General features: G+C 76.4%; 16 protein-coding genes and 1 pseudogene. 5 read left to right on the plus strand and 12 right to left on the minus strand.

Annotated elements, in window-relative coordinates:
* Positions 1-238 precede the first annotated feature (238 nt).
* Positions 239-571, plus strand: a complete 333-nt coding sequence (locus KVT14_RS16165) for a hypothetical protein (protein WP_217616600.1) — start codon at positions 239-241, stop codon at positions 569-571.
* A 43-nt stretch (positions 572-614) separates the two neighbouring features.
* The gene (locus tag KVT14_RS16170; protein WP_217616615.1) at positions 615-1,505 is read left to right on the plus strand and encodes a ribonuclease Z; all 891 of its coding nucleotides are present in this window, start codon (positions 615-617) and stop codon (positions 1,503-1,505) included.
* Positions 1,506-1,512: 7 nt separating this feature from the next.
* Here the strand turns inward: KVT14_RS16170 and KVT14_RS16175 are convergent, their stop codons facing one another.
* The 3 genes from KVT14_RS16175 to KVT14_RS16185 form a co-directional block, all read right to left on the minus strand.
* Positions 1,513-1,890 (minus strand): nucleotide pyrophosphohydrolase, encoded by a 378-nt coding sequence (locus tag KVT14_RS16175; protein ID WP_217616601.1) that lies wholly within the window; start codon positions 1,888-1,890, stop codon positions 1,513-1,515.
* A 30-nt stretch (positions 1,891-1,920) separates the two neighbouring features.
* Positions 1,921-3,006, minus strand: coding sequence for a phosphotransferase enzyme family protein (locus KVT14_RS16180; protein ID WP_217616602.1), 1,086 nt, complete (start codon positions 3,004-3,006; stop codon positions 1,921-1,923).
* A 164-nt stretch (positions 3,007-3,170) separates the two neighbouring features.
* Positions 3,171-3,995, minus strand: a complete 825-nt coding sequence (locus tag KVT14_RS16185; RefSeq protein WP_217616603.1) for an SDR family NAD(P)-dependent oxidoreductase — start codon at positions 3,993-3,995, stop codon at positions 3,171-3,173.
* Positions 3,996-4,061: 66 nt separating this feature from the next.
* Here KVT14_RS16185 and KVT14_RS16190 point away from each other — a divergent pair, with 66 nt between their 5' ends.
* Positions 4,062-5,411: an alpha/beta hydrolase gene (locus KVT14_RS16190; RefSeq protein WP_308161124.1), complete on the plus strand. Its 1,350-nt coding sequence runs from the start codon at positions 4,062-4,064 to the stop codon at positions 5,409-5,411.
* Positions 5,412-5,516: 105 nt separating this feature from the next.
* On the opposite strand, the gene KVT14_RS16195 is transcribed toward KVT14_RS16190, so the two are convergent.
* From KVT14_RS16195 to KVT14_RS16205, 3 genes are all read right to left on the minus strand, one after another.
* On the minus strand, positions 5,517-7,277 hold the full coding sequence (locus KVT14_RS16195) for an alpha-amylase family protein (RefSeq protein ID WP_217616604.1): 1,761 nt from the start codon (positions 7,275-7,277) through the stop codon (positions 5,517-5,519).
* Positions 7,274-8,332 carry a TIGR03885 family FMN-dependent LLM class oxidoreductase gene (locus tag KVT14_RS16200; RefSeq protein WP_217616605.1) on the minus strand — a complete coding sequence of 353 codons (1,059 nt, stop codon included), beginning with the start codon at positions 8,330-8,332 and terminating at the stop codon, positions 7,274-7,276. The genes KVT14_RS16195 and KVT14_RS16200 overlap by 4 nt, the downstream gene beginning before the upstream one ends.
* A 73-nt stretch (positions 8,333-8,405) precedes the next feature.
* Positions 8,406-8,831, minus strand: a complete 426-nt coding sequence (locus KVT14_RS16205) for a hypothetical protein (protein WP_217616606.1) — start codon at positions 8,829-8,831, stop codon at positions 8,406-8,408.
* Positions 8,832-9,015: 184 nt separating this feature from the next.
* On the opposite strand from KVT14_RS16205, the gene KVT14_RS16210 reads away from it, so the two are divergent.
* Positions 9,016-9,471 carry a hypothetical protein gene (locus tag KVT14_RS16210; protein ID WP_217616607.1) on the plus strand — a complete coding sequence of 152 codons (456 nt, stop codon included), beginning with the start codon at positions 9,016-9,018 and terminating at the stop codon, positions 9,469-9,471.
* Positions 9,472-9,559: 88 nt separating this feature from the next.
* On the opposite strand, the gene KVT14_RS16215 is transcribed toward KVT14_RS16210, so the two are convergent.
* The 4 genes from KVT14_RS16215 to KVT14_RS16230 form a co-directional block, all read right to left on the minus strand.
* Positions 9,560-10,336 (minus strand): hypothetical protein, encoded by a 777-nt coding sequence (locus tag KVT14_RS16215; RefSeq protein ID WP_217616608.1) that lies wholly within the window; start codon positions 10,334-10,336, stop codon positions 9,560-9,562.
* Entirely contained in the window at positions 10,329-10,529 is a 201-nt protein-coding gene (locus tag KVT14_RS16220; RefSeq protein ID WP_217616609.1) for a hypothetical protein, read from the minus strand. Before KVT14_RS16220 ends, KVT14_RS16215 begins: the two co-directional genes overlap by 8 nt.
* A gap of 143 nt (positions 10,530-10,672) precedes the next feature.
* Positions 10,673-11,998: a glycosyltransferase gene (locus tag KVT14_RS16225; RefSeq protein ID WP_217616610.1), complete on the minus strand. Its 1,326-nt coding sequence runs from the start codon at positions 11,996-11,998 to the stop codon at positions 10,673-10,675.
* A gap of 56 nt (positions 11,999-12,054) precedes the next feature.
* Complete coding sequence (locus tag KVT14_RS16230) at positions 12,055-14,250, minus strand: glycoside hydrolase domain-containing protein (RefSeq protein ID WP_217616611.1); 2,196 nt, start codon at positions 14,248-14,250, stop codon at positions 12,055-12,057.
* A 181-nt stretch (positions 14,251-14,431) separates the two neighbouring features.
* Here KVT14_RS16230 and KVT14_RS16235 point away from each other — a divergent pair, with 181 nt between their 5' ends.
* Positions 14,432-15,124: a DUF2510 domain-containing protein gene (locus KVT14_RS16235; protein ID WP_217616612.1), complete on the plus strand. Its 693-nt coding sequence runs from the start codon at positions 14,432-14,434 to the stop codon at positions 15,122-15,124.
* 105 nt (positions 15,125-15,229) lie between these two features.
* Here KVT14_RS16235 and KVT14_RS16240 read toward each other — a convergent pair whose 3' ends face one another.
* Together KVT14_RS16240 and KVT14_RS16245 are read right to left on the minus strand one after the other, a co-directional pair.
* Positions 15,230-16,696 (minus strand): hypothetical protein, encoded by a 1,467-nt coding sequence (locus tag KVT14_RS16240; RefSeq protein WP_217616613.1) that lies wholly within the window; start codon positions 16,694-16,696, stop codon positions 15,230-15,232.
* Positions 16,697-16,839: 143 nt separating this feature from the next.
* Positions 16,840-17,114: pseudogene (locus tag KVT14_RS16245) on the minus strand (hypothetical protein); the annotation flags it as partial.

The following is a 17,114-nucleotide window of genomic DNA, read 5'->3' on the forward strand; positions in this document are numbered from 1 at the left end:
GGGAGGCACGGCGACCGTCCCGTGGTCGGCCCGGCGCGCCCGCGGCATCATGGCGGCGACGCCGTCAGCCCGCGCCGCAGTCCGCCGGGCGACACGAGGAGGGCCGATGCGCGAGGTCGTCGCGAGGACCGCACGTCCTGGGCGCTGGCTGTGGGCCGGAGCAGCCGGGCAGGCTCTCCTCCTGGCGTCCTGGGTGCCACGCCTGGGCGGCGAGGACCATGGCCTCGCCGTGGCTTTCGTGAGCCTCTCCGGACTGCTCATCGTGATGGCGGTGGTCCTCGCGGTCGTCGACCTGCGGGCGGCGCTCGTGCTCACCGACGACGCACTGCTCCTGGAGCGACGGTGGCGACCGCTGCGCGTCCCCCGGGAGGCGGTCCGGGCGGTGGACGGCAACATCCACGGCCGGCCCTCCTGGTCGGAGTCCGTGGTCGTCACCGTGGCCGGTCGGGATCGGCCCATCCGGCTCGGCGGCTTCGACGTGCACGCCCGGGTGCTGATCCCTCGGCTGCAGGAGTGGGCCGGGGTCGGGGACGCGGTGCCCGGGCCCGAGGACGTCGCGCCGCCTCGCTGACGGCCTCGCGCCCGCTCGCGCGCCCCGCCAGACTGACCGCGTGGTGCGTGAGCTCGTCGTCCTCGGGACGGCCTCCCAGGTCCCCACCCGCACGCGCAACCACAACGGCTACCTGCTCCGCTGGGACCGGGACGCGTACCTGTTCGACCCGGGGGAGGGCACGCAGCGCCAGCTCACGCTCGCCGGCGTCGCGCCACCGTCGATCACCCGCATCTGCCTCACCCACGTCCACGGCGACCACAGCTACGGCCTGCCCGGCGTGCTGTCCCGGATGGTGCTGGACCGGGTGGAGCACCCGGTGCACCTGCACTACCCGGCGGAGGGCGAGGCGGTGGTGCGGGCGCTGGTCGGGCTCGCGACGCCGGGGCTCGACCTGCGGCTGCACCCGCACGGGGCGGCGGGCGAGGTCGCGGAGGGGTTGTCGGTGGAGCCGCTGCGGCACCGGGTGCAGACCTTCGGCTACCGGGTGGCGGAGGGCGACGGGCGCACGCTCCTGCCGGACCGGCTCGCGGCGGCGGGGATCACCGGGCCCGCGGTGGGCGAGCTGCAGCGCGAGGGGAGGCTCGGCTCGGTCCGGCTCGCGGACGTCAGCGTGCCGCGGCGCGGCCAGCGGGTGGCGGTCGTCATGGACACGGCCCCGTGCCCGGGCGCCGAGGCGCTCGCGGACGGCACCGACCTGCTGCTGGCGGAGTGCACGTTCGCCGACGAGGACGCGGAGCTCGCCGCGGAGTACCGGCACCCGACCGCGGGGCAGGCGGGGGCGCTCGCGGCGCGGGCCGGCGCGCGCACGCTGGTGCTCAGCCACTTCTCCGGGCGGTACGAGGACCTCGAGCCGCTGGGGGAGCAGGCGCGGGCGACGGCGGGGTCGACCGCCGTGCACGTCGCGCACGACCTGGACCGGTTCGGCCTGCCCCGGCGCCGCGCGACGGCGTGACGCGGGCTCAGTCCCGCCGCGGCGCCACCCCGCGCACGTCGTCCACGGGGAACCGCCGCCGCGCGTCGGCCTGCTTGTCCAGCGTCGCGGCGAGCACGTCGACGCCGAGCACGTCCGCGAGCCGCAGCAGGTAGACCAGGACGTCGGCGATCTCCTCGCCGGCGCGCCGCCGGCGGTCGGGGTGGGCGAAGTGCGCCACCGCGTCGCCGGCGGGCAGCCACTGCACGAGCTCGGCGAGTTCGCCGACCTCCCCGACCAGGGCGAGCACGAGCGACTTCGGGTCGTGGAACTGCTCCCAGTCCCGCTCCTCGCTGAACTCGCGGATGAGCGCGGTCAGCCGGGCGAGGTCGCCGGTCCCGCCCCCGGCGGTGGATGCGTCGGTCACCCCCTGAGCGTGGCACGACCGCGCGTCGGCTCACGCGAGGAGCCAGGTGGGCGAGCGCAGGTAGCGCTCGGCCACCAGGACCGAGCCCGCCGGCTGCTCGGCGCGGAGCGCGCCGGACGGCCCACCGCGCGGGTCCGTCACCGTCCGACCCAGCAGCTGCAGCCGGCGCAGCATCGACAGCGCGCACGCGGTCCGGGCGTCCTGCCGGGTCAGCGGGCGCACGTCCTGGTACCCGGACACCCAGGCCTGCGCGCGGTCGGGCGCCTCGGGCAGGTGCTCGACGTACGACAGCGCCGCGGCCAGGTCGAGGACGAACCAGGAGAACCCGCAGTCGTCGAAGTCGATCAGCGTGACGTCGTCGTCGCCGTCGAGCAGCAGGTTCCCGGGCCGCAGGTCGGCGTGCACGAGTCCCCAGGAGTCGGGGGCGCGCGACGCGTCGCGCAGGGCGTCCAGGGCGGAGTCGCGGGCCCGTCCCAGCAGCGCGAGGTCCGCCGGAGGCAGGCGCGCCTGCTCCCACGCACCCCACCGGCTGCCCGGCCCGACCAGGTCCGCGGGCTCCCACGTGGGCCGGACGAAGTCGCGGGGCCGGTGGAAGCCGAGGGCGTGCTCGTGCAGCAGGGCGGCGGTGGTGCCGACGCGGCGGTGCCACACCTCCGGGGCCGCGGCGCCCGCGTGCGCGCCCGCGAGCGCGTCCTCCAGCGAGGGCCCGGGCACGTACCGCCAGGTCAGGCAGACCCAGTGCCGCTCCTCGTCGTCGGGCACCACGGCGACGTCCCGGCCGTCCACCGGCGGGACCACGACGGGCACCCGGACGGCGCCCGCCTCCCCCAGGGCGGCCATCCACGCCACCTCCGACTCGACCGCCGCGGTGTCCTCCATGTAGGCCGGCGGCGCGACCCGCGTCACCGCGACCGGCCGCCCGTCCACCGACACCCGGAAGGTCGCGTTGTGCGAGAGCGCCAGGAGGTCGACCGTCGTCCGGGGAGGGTCCCAGCCCCACGCCGCGCACACGGCGGCGTGCAGCCACCGGGGGGCGGGGGCGCCGACGGCCAGCCGCCCGAACGGCGGGTCCGGCTCCGCGAGCCCGGTGCTCCCGGGAGAGTCGTCGGTCGTCATGGTCTGCCCCCGGGGTGCTCGCGTCGTCGCCGGGCCGTGCGGCCCGAGCCGAGTGTCGAGGTGCCGGGGCGCGCCGGGACAGGGGCCCGCCCGGGATTTCACGCAGGTGTCACCCGGGACCGGCGGCGGTGACGCCGCGGAAACACCGCCGTCCCCGGGCCGCCTCAGACGCCGACGAGCGCGGCGCTCGCGTCCCAGAGGCGGCGGGCGAGGTCGGGGTCCGCGGCCTGGGGCGGCGGCACCGCGGCCCGGCCCTGCTCGAGGTACCCGCCGGGCTGCCAGTCGACCCCGGGCGTGCCGGCCGCGAGCGCCGCCAGGTAGCCGCCGCCCTGCTCGGGGGTGATCGTCAGCAGCCGGCGCAGGGGCGTGTGGTAGACGAACCGCATCAGGCTGCTCGTCTCCTTCGCGAAGCTGGTGGCCACGATGCCCGGGTGGAACGCGACCGCGGCGAGGCCCTCGGGCCCGTACCGGCGCTGGAGCTCGACGGTGTGCAGGACGTTCGCGAGCTTGGCGTCGCCGTAGGCCCGCTCGGGGCGGTAGCCGCGCTCGTTCCCGAGGTCGTCGAGGTCGATCCGGCCCCAGCGCGCGGCCGCGACGCTCGAGGTGGCGATGACGGACGCGCGGCTCGCCACGAGCGTCGGCAGCAGCAGGTGCGTGAGCAGGAACGGCGCGAGGTGGTTCACCTGGAGGGTGCGCTCGAACCCGTCGGCGGTCACCGCACGCGGCCCCATGATGCCGCCGGCGTTGTTGGCCAGGACGTCGATGCGGGGGTAGGCCCCGCGCAGCTCGGCGCCCAGGCGGCGCACCTGGTCGAGCTCGGCGAAGTCGGCGAGGTGGTGCGGGGCGCCGAGCTCCGCGGCGACGGCGGCGGTGCGCGCCGGGTCGCGGCCGACCAGCACGACGCGCTCGCCCTGGGCCGCCAGCCGGCGAGCGGCGGCGGCGCCGATGCCGTCGCTGGCGCCGGTGATCACGATGGTCCGTCCGGGCACGGGGTCCTCCGGCGTCGGGGTGCCGACCCGGGTCCGGAGCGGTCCGCGACACCCTAGGGTGCTGCCGTGACCCCCGCCTCCCCGGCCGCCCGCCGGCGCGCCCGCACGTCCGCCGTCCGCACCTCCGAGCCGCGCCTGGTGCCGCCGGTGCTGGTCCGGGACCACCGCGTGCGGGTGCCCGTCGACCGCGAGGACCCGTCCCGGTACCCGACGATCGAGGTGTTCGCGCGCGAGCTCGTCGACCCTGCCCGCGACGCCGAGGACCTGCCGCTGCTGCTGTTCCTGCAGGGCGGCCCCGGCGGCATGGGCCCCCGGCCGCTCGGCGGCGGCTGGTGGTCGACGGCCCTGCGCACGCACCGGGTGGTGCTGCTCGACCAGCGCGGCACGGGGCGGTCGTCCCGGGTCGACGGCCGGACGATCGCCCGGTTCGGATCGGGCGACGAGGCGGCCGACTACCTGGCGTGCTTCCGGGCGGACGCGATCGTCGAGGACGCCGAGGCGGTGCGCCGCGCGGTGTACGGCGGGCGGCGGTGGGCGACGCTCGGCCAGTCGTACGGCGGCTTCCTCACGCTGACCTACCTGTCCCGGCACCCCGAGGCGCTGACCGCCTGCTACGTCACCGGCGGCCTGCCGGGCACCGCGGCGACCGCCGAGGACGTCTACGCGCGGACGTTCCCGCGGCAGGCCGCCCGGGTCGCCGCGTTCGCGCGCCGGTACCCGGAGGACGTCCAGCTGCTCGGGGCGCTCGCGGACCGGCTCGCCGCCGGCGACGTGACGCTGCCCGACGGCGACCCGTTCACCGTGCGGCGGCTGCAGACCCTCGGCATGCCGCTCGGCATGAGCACCGGGGTCGACGCGCTGCACTGGCTGCTCGACACCGTCGACCTCGACGCCGACGGTGCGCCCGATGACGCGTTCGCGCTCGCGGTGCAGACCCAGACCGGGTTCGACGCGAACCCGCTGTACGCGGTGCTCCAGGAGGTCATCTACCACCAGGGGGAGCGCGGCGGCGGCTGGGCGGCGCAGGCCGAGCTCGACCGCCGGCCCGACCACGCGCCCGACGCCCGGCCGCTCGCGCTGACCGGGGAGGCGGTGTTCCCGTGGATGTTCGACGACATCCGGGCGCTGCGGCCGTTCCGGGCCGCGGCGGAGGCGCTCGCGGCCCGGACGTCCTGGCCCCCCCTGTACGACGCGGAGCGGCTCGCGGCCAACGAGGTGCCCGTCGCCGCGGTGCAGTACGTGGACGACCCGTACGTGGACCTCGACCTGGCGACGGCGACCGCGGACGCCGTCGGGAACGCGCAGGTCTGGGTGACCAACGAGTACCTGCACGACGGCCTCCGCGCCGCGGGCGACGTGATCCTGCCCCGCCTGGTGGACCTCGCGGCGGGCCGCTGGACGGTCACGCGCCCCTGACCCGCGGGGTGCGCCGGTGCGGCCGCCGAGCGCGGCAGGTCGCGCCGAGCACGGCAGCCGGAGCCACCGCGCTCGGCGCGGACCCCCGCGCTCGGCGGACCTGCCTCAGAGCAGGCGGCGGGAGCCCGGGCGCACGACCCGGAGCCAGCGGTACCCGTACGCGGGGAGCTCGACCTCGACCCGGCCGTCCGGGTCGATCTCGCAGGCCCCGTCCTCCAGCAGGTCGACCAGGCGGACCGGGTCGTCGTCGCCCGCCGCGCTGCGCTCGGTGGCCGTCCCGTCCGCCGGTCCCGCGTCGCCGGGCTCGCGGACCAGGTCCCGCAGCCGCAGCGGCACGGTGACCGCCTCCGGGCCGAGGTTGTGCACCGCGATCATCGACGCGTCCTGCCAGGTCGACCGGTGCGCGAGCACGGCGGCGTGCGGCTGGTCGATGATCTCCGCCCGCTCCGCCCAGCCGAGCTCGGGGCACTCCCGGTAGCGCCGGACCAGCGTCTTGACGAACGACAGCAGGGAGTCCGGGTCCCGGCGCTGGTCGGCGACGTTGACGTGCGCGGGGGCGTACCCGCCCTCGGCCACCGGGCCCGCGAGCCGGCGCGGGGTCGCGGCCGAGAACCCGCCGTTGCGCCCGGACGTCCACTGCATCGGCGTCCGGACCGCGAGCCGGCCGTCGGCGGCGAGGTTCTCGCCCATGCCGATCTCCTCGCCGTAGAACAGCACGGGCGTGCCGGGCAGCGTGAACAGCAGGGAGTAGACCATCCGGATCCGGCGGGGGTCCCCCTCGAGCATCGGCGGCAGCCGGCGGCGCAGCCCGCGGCCGTAGAGCTGCATGTCCTCGTCGGGGCCGAACGCCGCGAACACCTCGGCGCGCTCGTCGTCCGACAGCTTGTCCAGGGTCAGCTCGTCGTGGTTGCGGACGAACGTCGCCCACTGCGCGTCGTGCGGGATGTGCGGGCGGTCGCGCAGCGCCTGCGCGAGCGCGCCGGCGTCCTGCCGGGCCAGCGACAGGTACATCTGCTGCATGGCGACGAAGTCGAACTGGAGGTTGAGCTCGTCGCCCTCCGCGGACCCGTCGCCGTCCTGGTCGCCGAAGAACATCCGCTGCTGCTCGTACGGCAGGTTGACCTCGCCCATGAGGATCGCGTCCCCGGTCCGCCGGCTCAGGAACGACCGCAGCGCCTTGAGGAACTCGTGGGGGTGCTCGATGTCGTCGTGGGGGCTGTTCGCCGCGTCGGCGAGCATGAACGGCACCGCGTCCACCCGGAACCCGGCGAGCCCGAGCTCCGCCCAGTAGCCCACGACCTTGGCGATCGCGTCGCGGACCTGCGGGTTCGCGGTGTTGAGGTCGGGCTGGTGCCGGTAGAACCGGTGCCGGTACCAGGCGCCGGCCTGCTCGTCGTACGTCCAGATCCCCTGCTCCTGGTCGGGGAAGACCACCTCGTCCGCCGTGGGCGGCGGCTCGTCCGTGCGCCAGACGTAGAAGTCGCGGAACGGGTTGTCCGGGCTGCTCCGCGCGGCCTTGAACCACGGGTGCCGGTCGGACGTGTGGTTGACGACCAGGTCCGCGATGACCCGGATGCCGCGGTCCTTCGCGGTCCGGATGAGCTCGACCAGGTCGCCGGCGTCGCCGAGCCGCGGGTCGACGCCGAAGAAGTCGGTGATGTCGTAGCCGTCGTCGCGGTCGGCGGTCGGGTAGAACGGCATCAGCCACAGGCAGGTGACGCCGAGGTCGGCCAGGTGGTCGAGCCGCTGCACCAGGCCCGGCAGGTCGCCGACGCCGTCGTCGTTCCAGTCCATGAACGTCTCGACGTCCAGGCAGTAGACGACGGCGTTCTTCCACCACAGGTCGCCGGTGTCGCGGATCCTCATGCGGCGTCCGTCCCCTCGGTCCCGGCGTCCACGGCCCGCAGCGCCGGGAGCAGGTGCTCGGCCGCGAGGTCGACGAACGCGTCCAGCGACGACGGCGGGTGCGTCACCGTCGGCGCGGCGTCGTCGTGCTTGCCGTGGTCCGGCCGGACGTCGGTCGCCACCTGGTGCAGGTAGACCTCGTCGAAGCCGACCTGGACCAGCTCGACCAGGCGGTCCCGGAGCCGGGCGGGGTCGTGCTCGATCACCACCCCGGTGCTCAGCGTGTCGTCGTCCACGGTGGCGGCCAGCTCGTCGAACGCCTCGGGCGTCGCGATGTCCCACGCGGCCGGCGGCCCGGCGGCGTTGCCCGCCCACTGCTCGCGCGCCAGGCGCCAGGCCTCGTCGGGGTCCGACGCGTACGACACGTGCACCTGGAGCGCGATCGGCCCGCGGCCGCCCGCGTCCCGGTACTCCCCGACGACCCGGCGCATCGTCTCGAGGTCCTGGTTGACCGTCACCAGGCCGTCGGCCCAGTCGGCGTGCGCCCGGGCGGTCTCCGGCGTCACGGCGGGGCCGATCAGCCGGGGCGGCACCTCGGGCAGCGTCCAGAGCTGGGCGCGGTCGACCGTGACGAGCCCGTGGTGCGTGACCTCCTCGCCGGCGAGCAGCGCGCGGATGATCTGCACGCACTCGCGCAGCCGGGCGTCGCGCTCCGGCTTCGGCGGCCACGGGTCGCCGGTGATGTGCTCGTTCATGTTCTCGCCCGAGCCGAGCGCGACCCAGAACCGCCCCGGGTACATCGCGGCGAGGGTGGCGGCCGCCTGGGCGATGATCGCCGGGTGGTAGCGCTGGCCGGGCGCGTTCACGGTGCCGAACGGCAGCCGGGTGGTGGCCAGGGCGGAGCCGAGCCAGGTCCAGGCGAAGCCGGAGTGGCCCTGGTTCGTGCCCCACGGCGCCCAGTGGTCGGAGCACATGGCGGCGTCGAAGCCCGCCTCCTCCGCATGCTGGACCGCCGCGAGGAGGGCGGACGGGTGGACCTGCTCGTGCGAGCTGTGGAAGCCGACGCGGGTGGTCATGCCCCCTGTTCCTACCGGCTGCGGGACCGGTCCGCGCGGCGAACCGGCACGACGCCGCCGGGCGGGACCGCGGTCAGATCGGCTGCCCGACGCCCCAGGCCGAGGCCGCCGCCGCGCGGGTCGGCGTGTCCAGCCGGTCCAGCACCGCGTCGAGCAGCGCCGCCACCGCGGTGCCGGCGTTCACCTCCTGCCCGCCGTGCCGGCAGGTGACGCGCAACCGGGCGCCGTCGACGACCCGGTCGGCGGCGGCGTGCAGCTCGACGTGCAGGAACGGGCCCGACGGCGGGAGGTTCAGCAGGTCCGCGAGCGCCCGCAGCCAGCCGCGGCCGAGCACGGCGCGCGCCGTCGTCGGGGAGGGCGTCGTCACGCGGTAGCGGCTCGCGCGAGTCACGGCGACGAAGGTCGCGAGCGCCTCCTCCGGCGGGACGTCGGCCGTCAGGTCGATGGTCGGACGAGCGCCGTGCCGCAGCGGCCAGGGGCGGACGCGCCGGGTGCTCACCGGGCCTCGCCGCCTCGCGATCGCGCCGTCATGGCCGTCCCCCTCCGACGGTCGCGACGGTAGCGGCCGGGGTCGCAGCGCGGGGGCGCCCTCGTCGGCACCGGGCGAGGTGCAAGGGACGTCACAGCGCCCCGGGCCCTTCGGCCGCGGATCGGTCCGGGGGGACGACGTAGGCTTCTGCGACGTGGCGACCTTCTCCGCCGTGACGCGCGCGCACATCCTCCAGGCCATCGCCGAGCACGACTCCCGCGGGGCCGATGCCTTCCTCGGCGTCTACGGCTTCCCCGCCGGCGGCGGCTTCTTCCTCCACGAGGACCGTCCGTACCCGGCGACGGCGATCCTCGGGGTGGCGCACCGGTTCGCGACCGGTCGGCTCGCCGGCGCCGACGAGTTCCACGGCGGCGAGGAGGCGGCGCAGGCGCTGCTGGCCCGGCGCGGGTTCGACGTGCCGCAGGCCGCTGCCGCCGCGCGTGCCGCCGCCCCGGCGCGGACGCGGTCGGCCGCCCCGAAGACGCCGCGGGCGCCCCGCGCCGCCGCGACCCCGCGGGCGAGGAAGCCGGAGCCGGTCGAGTTCACGAAGACCTGCCCGACGTGCTCGATGGTGCTCCCGGGCACGGGGATCTGCGACTACTGCGACTGAGCCGCTCCTGCGGTTGACCCGCTCCCGCGACGGACGCGCTCCTGCGACCGACTCGCTCTGCAGGTGAGGCGCCGCCTCGGCTGCGTGGCTACCGCGACACCGCCGGCGCCCCGCCCGGCGCGGGCTGCCGGATCGCGTACCCGAGGTCGACGAGCGCCTCGGCCGCGCCCGCCGGGTCGTCCCGGACCGCGGCCCGGAGCTGGACCGCGCGCCACCGGGTCCGCCCCGCGCAGACCGCCGCGCGCCAGCCCGGTCGCGTATCGAGGCCGAACTCGCGGACCAGCATCTCGAGCACGTCCTCGAACGACGGGCGGAACCGGTGCCCGCCGAGCGGGAAGTGCAGCGTCGACACCCGCGGCACCCGGCCCCGGCGGACCGCCGAGGTGCGGGCCCGGCCGCGCAGCCGGTGCCCGGCCGCCATCATCGCGAACACCAGCTCGTCGCGGTGGCTGTGCACGTTGAGGTGCGCCGCCGGGATGTTGTCGTCGGAGCCCGCGTCGTAGTCGTACCGGAACAGCGGCTCCTCGGTGCCCTCGGCGACCGCCGCGATCGTGGACCGGCGGACGGCGAGGAAGCGGCCGGTGTGGTCCCAGCCGCAGTCGAAGGACGCGCGCAGCCGGAGCACGACGACGCCGTCGACGGCCAGCGGGAGCCCGTCGGCCGGCCTCTGCTCGACCAGCAGGCGCGACCGTGGCGTGGCCGTGGGCCGGACGCGGAAGGTCCCGACGTCGTCGCCCGTCACGACCCCGCGCAGGGTGCTGCGCAGGTCCTCGGCGAACCGCTCCGCGACGGTCGCGAGGTCGTCGTCCCCCGCCCCGGGACGCGCCCCGGGCGGCGTGCCACCCTCCGCCTCCCGGTCACTCACCGAGCAACCGGCCCAGCGCGAGGTACTCCTCGTACGCGATGCGCTGCTCGCGGGAGAGCTGCCAGGTCTCGTACCGCTCCTCGATCGTCTCCAGGTCGAGGCCGATGCTCGCGAGCTCCTGCTCCCGCTTCTCGCGCATCTCCTCCTCGGTCATGATGACGAGCTCACCGTAGCTCTTGGGGATGACCTGCATGATCGTTCCTCGGACGCCGACGGACGGTCCCTCGGGGCGGCTGCCGGACCGACGCCGATCACGCTAGCCGCACCGCGCTCTGCGCTGTCCAGCCCCATCTCCACGCGCGCCGGAGCGGCCCGCCGCCGCCCCGCCGACTGCGCTCACCCCCGCGCGGGCACCACCGCGTCGACCGCCTCGAGGATCTTGTCCAGCACCACCGCGCGGTCGAACTGCAGCGCGAACTCCCGCGCCGCGTCGGCCCACCCCTCGCGCTCGGCACCCACGACGCCGAGCGCCCGGTCCAGGGCCGCCGCGATCGCGGCGGGGTCCTCGACCGGCACGATGATCGCCGTGTCGCCCACGGCCTCCGGGATGCCGCCGGTGTCGGTGGTGATGACCGGGCCGCCGCCGGAGAGCATCTTCTCCACGAGCGCGATGCCGAACGTCTCGACGAACTCCGGTCGCGGCTTGCTCGGCAGCACGTACGCGGCGGCGCCGGCCATGAGGTGCGGCTTCTCGTCGTCGGACACGTCGTCGAGGAACAGCACCCGGTCGGCCACCGGCGAGGCGGCCGCGTGCGCGCGCAGCTGCGCCGCCTCGGGCCCGTTGCCCGCGATCACCAGGCGGTGCGTCGTGGGGGCGCCGCTGGCGGCGTAGCCGTCGATCAGGTCGTCCACGCCCTTCGCCGCGGCGAGCCGGGACAGGTAGAGCACGTACCCGTCGCGGTCCAGGCCCCGGGCTCCGAGCACCGCGTCCGTCGCGGCGTCGTCGCGCGCGAGGTACTGCGCGACGTCGACGGCGGGGTAGGAGATCCGGACCCGCTCCCGGCACTGCGCGGCGAACGTCGTGCCGTGCTTCGCGTCGAGCGCCTCCGCCTCGGTGATGATCAGGTCGCGGGTGTACTCGGACACGGCCAGGCAGACGTCGTGCTCCAGGTAGGACGCGAGCACGTGCGCGGCGGCCCCGAACTGGTCGGCTTCGACGCAGGCGCGCACGACGTTGGTGACGTCCGAGCCGACCGCCTCGGCGACCGTGGTGACGTTGACGGGCAGCCCGGTGCGCCGGGCGACGTGCACCGCGTCGGCGACGGCCGTGGCGTGCGGGCTGAGGTACAGCGACAGCGCGACGGTGGGCACCCCGTCCGTGAACAGCTCGACCAGCCGGCCGATCAGCCCGGCCACGTAGCGGCCGTCCGGCACCTTGTAGTCGCCGACCGGGCCGGGACGCTCCACGACCACGCCGTCGCGGTACGGCATGACCCGGTCGAGCGGCTTGAGCGGCAGCCCGGCGGCCTGCAGCCGGTCGATCGGCCAGGTGACGATCCGGACCTCGTCGAACCCGCGGTCCAGCGCCGCCTCGGCGAGGTTGCGCGCCTCCCCGGAGTGGCCGCAGATCACCGGGTCGGCGCGCACGACGATCACCAGGCGGCGGTCGACCCGGCGCGCGGGTGCGGCGTCGGCGGTCGTGCTGAGGGTCGCGTCGGTCACGGCAGGCCTCCGGGAGGGTCGTGCGGAAGGGGGTGGGGAGCGCGGGGTGCGGGCCGTCAGGCGCCGGTGCTGAGGGACGGCGGCCGCCCGGCGGCGGTCCACGGCCCTGGTTCCGGGCCGAGGTCGACCTGCAGCCGCCCGCCGGCGTGCAGCTCGGTGCCGGTCAGCCAGGAGCGGTCGAGGTCGACCCCGTCGAGCCGCACCCGCTGCACGTACTGGGCCGGGCCGTCGGGCTCGGGTTCCACGAACCCGCTGGTCTCGATCGTGAACGGCTTGCCGCCGACGTCGATCCGGGCCTCGCGCCAGGCGGGCGCGTTGACCAGGAACAGGTTCTGGCCGGCGACCGGGAACAGCCCGAGCGTCGCCCAGACGTACCAGGACGACAGCCCGCCGGAGTCGTCGTTGCCGGGCAGGCCGCCGCGGCCGGTGCCGAACTGCTGCTGCGTGACGGCGTGCACCACCTCGGCGGTGCGGTCGGGGCGCCCGGCGTACTGGTACGCCCAGGGGGCCTCCATGTCCGGCTCGTTGTTCAGGCCCTCGAACCGGTGCAGGGCGTAGCCGGCGAGCATCTCGTCCTCCGACGGGGCGAGGCCAGGCTGCTTCACGGGGTCGGCGTCGTAGCCGAAGAACCGGTCCAGCAGCGCCACGAACGCGTCGTCGCCGCCGGCCAGGTCGATCCGCGCCGCCATGTCGTGCAGCAGCCGGAACGAGTAGTTCCACCGGCCGCCCTCGTAGAACGTCGAGTCGCGGAGCAGCCCGGTCGCCGGGTCGAACGCGTTCCGCCACCGGCCGGCGAGCGGGGCGAACTGGTCGAGGAGCGTCCGGTCGCCGACCTGCCGGGCGATCACCGCCGTGCAGAAGTAGCCGAACGCGAGGTCCAGCGTGTGGCTGATCGGGTGCGTGCGGCCGTGCAGCAGGAACTCCTCGCCGTACGTCCGGCGCAGGTCGTTGTGCAGGTGCACGAGCGCCCAGTCCCAGTCGAACGGCAGACCCAGCGCGCACAGGTCGGCCAGGAACGTGTGCGCGAGCGCGCTGCCCTGCCGGGAGAACCGGTCCGCGCCGCGCGCCATGCGGTAGCCGATGGGGAAGTTCCCCTCCTCCTCGGCGATGTGCAGGATCGCGGTCGCGAGCTCGACGGCCTTGTCCGGGACCAGCGCCGTGAGCAGCGGGAGCTGCGTGCGGTAGATGTCCCACATCGTCGCGATGTCGTACGCGAACGGGGTGTCCGTCGGCCAGAACGGGCTCTCGTCCGGCGCCAGGCACGGCTTGATCAGCGAGTGGTACAGCGCCGTGGACAGCACGGTCTGCTTGGCCGGGTCCGGGGTGTCGACCTGCACCTTGCCGAGCTGCCGGCGCCACTCGTGCGCGGTGCGGGCGCGGCGCTCCGCGAACGACGACGGCCCCGGCCCGCACTCGCGCACGAGGTTGGCGCGCGCCTGCTCGACGCCGCGCAGCGAGAAGCCGAACCGCAGCTCGACGACCTGGCCCGGCTCGGTCGGCCCGGCCCACATCAGGCCGAACGGCCGCAGGGTCGTCGGACGGATCCGGTCGAAGTCGAGCCGGGTGCCGCCCGGCATGAGGCGGCGGTCGTACCAGAGCAGCTGCCGCCAGTGCGGGGTGTCGCACTCGACGTGCACCGCGAGCGGAGCGCCCTCGACGGTGATCTCGCCCTGCGCGACGCCCGGCTCGACGGACTCCAGGTGCGCCCGCAGCGGCACGGTCCGGCCGTACGGGATGTCGAGGCCGCCGAGGCTGAGGTCGATGACCAGCCGGGCGTCCCGGTGCGCGGGGAACGTGTACCGGTGCACCGCGGACTTCGGGCCGACGGTGATCTCGCACCGGATGCCGGAGTCGAGGGTCGCGGCGTAGTAGCCGGGCTCCGCGCGCTCGTCCGACACCTCCCAGAGCTGCCCGAGGTCGTCGAGCGGCTGCAGCATCGGCGTGACGCGGACGTAGTTGTAGTACTTGCGGATCGCGCCGGTGCCGGACTGCTGGAAGTGCGTGAAGCCGGAGGCCCGCTGGCTCGCGTGCAGGGCGGGCGGGAGCCCCTCGGTCGAGAGATCGTACCGGCCGTACCCCGTGGGGTAGGCGCCCGAGTACGCGCACGCGCTGACCATGCCGAGCGGGTACGTCGCGCCGGGGTGCGTGTTGCCCACCTGCGGCTTCGGCCACCACCAGGTGGCGGCGAGCCCGGACTGCGGGGGGAGCGACGTGGCCTCGGTGCCGATGAACGGGTCGACGTGCTCGAACACCTCGCGTCACCTCCCGTCGGGTCCGGCCGTCCGGGCGCGTCCGCGCGACCGGTGGAGGGGAACGTACGCGCCGAAGGTGTCCGGACGGTTACGGCGCGCCAGCAGGTCGGCCGCTGGTCCGAACGGGGGACCGGGGTCGTCCCGGGTCATCACCCGGCCCCGAGCGGCCGAGAGGGAGAGCATGACCGAGGCGCAGCCGCTTCCGCCCGCCGGGTGGTACCCCGACGGGGTGACGCCCGCGGTGCTCCGCTGGTTCGACGGCGCGGCCTGGACCGAGCACACCGCGCCGGACCCGGCGGCGCAGGTCGCGGCGCCCCAGCCGGCCCCGGTCCCGGCTCCTGCGCCGACCCTCACGCCGCTGCCCGGCGGACCGATCCCGGACGCCCCCACGCACCGGCCGCCGGGCGCGCACGCCGCCCGTGCAGCCGGAGCCCCGGCGCACGCCCGGCACCGCACGGCCCACGCCCCGACCGCCGGTGCGGGCGCCGCCCAGCCCGTCCGCGCGCTCGCGGGCGCGACCGCGGGGGCGTACGGGGCCACGCCGTACGCCGCCGGCCCCGCGTACGCCACGGCCGCGCCCGCCGGCCCCTGGTACCCCGAGCCCGCCCGCGTCGGCGCCGGCCCTCGGGACGCCGTGCACTGGCTGCTCCCGACGGGCCGGTCCTGGCAGTCGATCGTCGCCGGCTACGTGGGCCTGTTCGCGCTGCTGATCTGGCCGCTCGGCCCGTTCGCGGTCTGGTTCGGGCTGTGGGGGCTCCGCAGGGCGCGGACCGGCGGACACGGGCGCGGGCGCGCGGTGTTCGCCGTCGTCGTCGGCGCGGCCGCCACGGCGCTGCTCGCCTACCTGCTCGCCTCGGGTGCCCTGACCACCTGAAGCGCGGGCGCGCCGACGCCCGCCCGGGCCACCGTGAGGGTGACCCGGGCGGGCGTCCGTGCGTCCGCGCCGGCGTCGGGGCCGGCGGTCAGGGCCGGGTACGGGTCAGTGCCGCGCGCCCAGGCCGGTCAGCTCGCCCCAGGCCCAGCCGGCCAGGTCGCCCTGGACCGGGCCGGTGGCCAGCGACGGGTCGACCGTGTCGGCCGCCGAGGACCAGGTGCTGGTGCTCGTTGTGCCCTCGCCGGTCGTGAGCGTGTCGGTGTCCTTCGTCGCGGACTCCGACTGCAGCGTGCCTGCGGCCCACGCGCCGTCGAACCACAGCGGCGCGGTCAGGTCGAGCATCCCGTCGGCGGTGCCGAGGACGGTGCCGGCCTCGTCATCCGCACCCCAGCGGGTGGCGGAGTCCCCCGTGGCGGCCAGCTCGGGGAGCAGGGCCAGCTCGCCGAGGCCGAGCGCGCCGCCGGAGCGGGTGGCGTCGGCACGCTCGGAGGTGGACTCGCGGGTGACGTCGTCCGTGCGGACGCCCTCGGTGGCCGAGGACCACGAGGTGCGCTCGTCGGTCAGCCACGCGTCGGCGCCGCCGAACATGATCGGCGTCGCGACGCTCAGGTCGCCGGAAGTCGCCGAGGCGCCCTCCGCGGCGTCGTCACGGGCGCCGAGCGCCTGCGCGGTGCTGCCCTGCAGCCAGGCCGCAGGGTCGGCGGTGAGCCCGCCGGTGGTCAGGCCGAGCGAGGTCGCCGACTCGTCGGCGGTCTCGGTCCGGGTCCAGGCGGCGTCGCCGTCGCCGTCGGTGCGCATCGTCCAGGCCTCGTCGGCGCTGCTGCGCTCGTCCGTGATCCCGGCGGTGAGCCCGCCGAGGTTGACCGGGCTGGACAGGTCGACGTCGCCGGTCCCGCCGGAGGTGCCGGCCGCCGCGTCGTCGCGCGCGTCGGAGGCCGAGCCTGCCGACCAGGCCGAGCCGTCGAGCACGGCGACCGGGTCGAGCATCGTCTCGCCCAGGCCGAGCACGCCGGACGTGGTCGAGCTGCCGGTGCTCGTCGCGCCCTCGGTGACCGAGGCGCCCTGGTCGTCGGTGACGGTCGACCCGTGCGCCGACGCGTCCTGCGAGGTGGTGGAGCCCGTGAGGGCGACGCCGCCGACCGAGACCGGGGCGACGGCCTCCGCGACGCCCTCGGTGCTGGTGGTGCCGGCGGCCGCGTCGTCGCCCGAGGACTGCTGCGACGCCGTGGCGCCCGACATCATCGCGGCCGGGTCGACCGTGATCTCGCCGACGTCGATCCCGAGGTCGGAGGACGTCTGCGAGGCGTCCTGCCGGGTCTCGGTCGCGGTGCCCTCATCGGTGGTCGTGGTGGTGCTCGAGCCGGAGGACTGCGCCGACTCGGTGGCGAGGCCGAGGCTCAGGCCGCCCAGGCTGATCGGCGCCGACACGGCCGCCTCGCCCGAGCCCTGGCTCAGACCGAACGAGTCGGTCGCCGAGCCGTCGTCGGCGAGCGAGACGCCCGCCCCGACGAGGAGCAGCCCGCCGGTGACCCCGGCGACCCCGAGGCTGCGCTTGATGAGGATCGAAGACATGTGAGGTGGTTCCTTCCGTCGCGCGCCGGTGGAGGCGCGCTGCTGATCGGGTGTCCGTCGGTCCGCCCGGACCGGCGCGGTGCACCGGGAGGCGGTGGCGGCCGGTGCGACCCCGGAGGGGGTCGGCGGCTGCCGGGACGCGATCAGTCGGGGCGGGAGCCCGGACGGTCGGCGAGGGCCGCGGGGACGACGTCGTCCTGCGCGGCGCGGGAGCCCAGCTCGACGAGAGCGGGGAGCAGGTGGGCCGAGGGCGCGGTGGCGGCGTCGGCGGTGCCCGCGGCCGTGCCGGCGCCGCGCGCGCCGGTCGAGCCGGACGGGGCGGGGGCCGGGCCTGCGAGGCGGGGACACCCAGGGCCGGGGCGCCGGGGTCGGCGGCGGGCAGGGGGACTGCGTGGGCGGCGGGGGCCGTCGCGCCGCC

Source organism: Cellulomonas sp. GbtcB1 (assembly GCF_019091725.1).
In the GTDB taxonomy this organism is placed as follows: domain Bacteria; phylum Actinomycetota; class Actinomycetes; order Actinomycetales; family Cellulomonadaceae; genus Cellulomonas.

Excerpts from the sequence above, each read along its gene's own strand:
- KVT14_RS16180 (WP_217616602.1), bottom strand. The coding sequence starts at position 3,006 with ATGACGACCGACGACTCTCCCGGGAGCACCGGGCTCGCGGAGCCGGAC.
- KVT14_RS16195 (WP_217616604.1), bottom strand. The coding sequence starts at position 7,277 with ATGAGGATCCGCGACACCGGCGACCTGTGGTGGAAGAACGCCGTCGTC.
- KVT14_RS16200 (WP_217616605.1), bottom strand. The coding sequence starts at position 8,332 with ATGACCACCCGCGTCGGCTTCCACAGCTCGCACGAGCAGGTCCACCCG.
- KVT14_RS16220 (WP_217616609.1), bottom strand. The coding sequence starts at position 10,529 with ATGCAGGTCATCCCCAAGAGCTACGGTGAGCTCGTCATCATGACCGAG.
- KVT14_RS16235 (WP_217616612.1), top strand. The coding sequence starts at position 14,432 with ATGACCGAGGCGCAGCCGCTTCCGCCCGCCGGGTGGTACCCCGACGGG.
- KVT14_RS16240 (WP_217616613.1), bottom strand. The coding sequence starts at position 16,696 with ATGTCTTCGATCCTCATCAAGCGCAGCCTCGGGGTCGCCGGGGTCACC.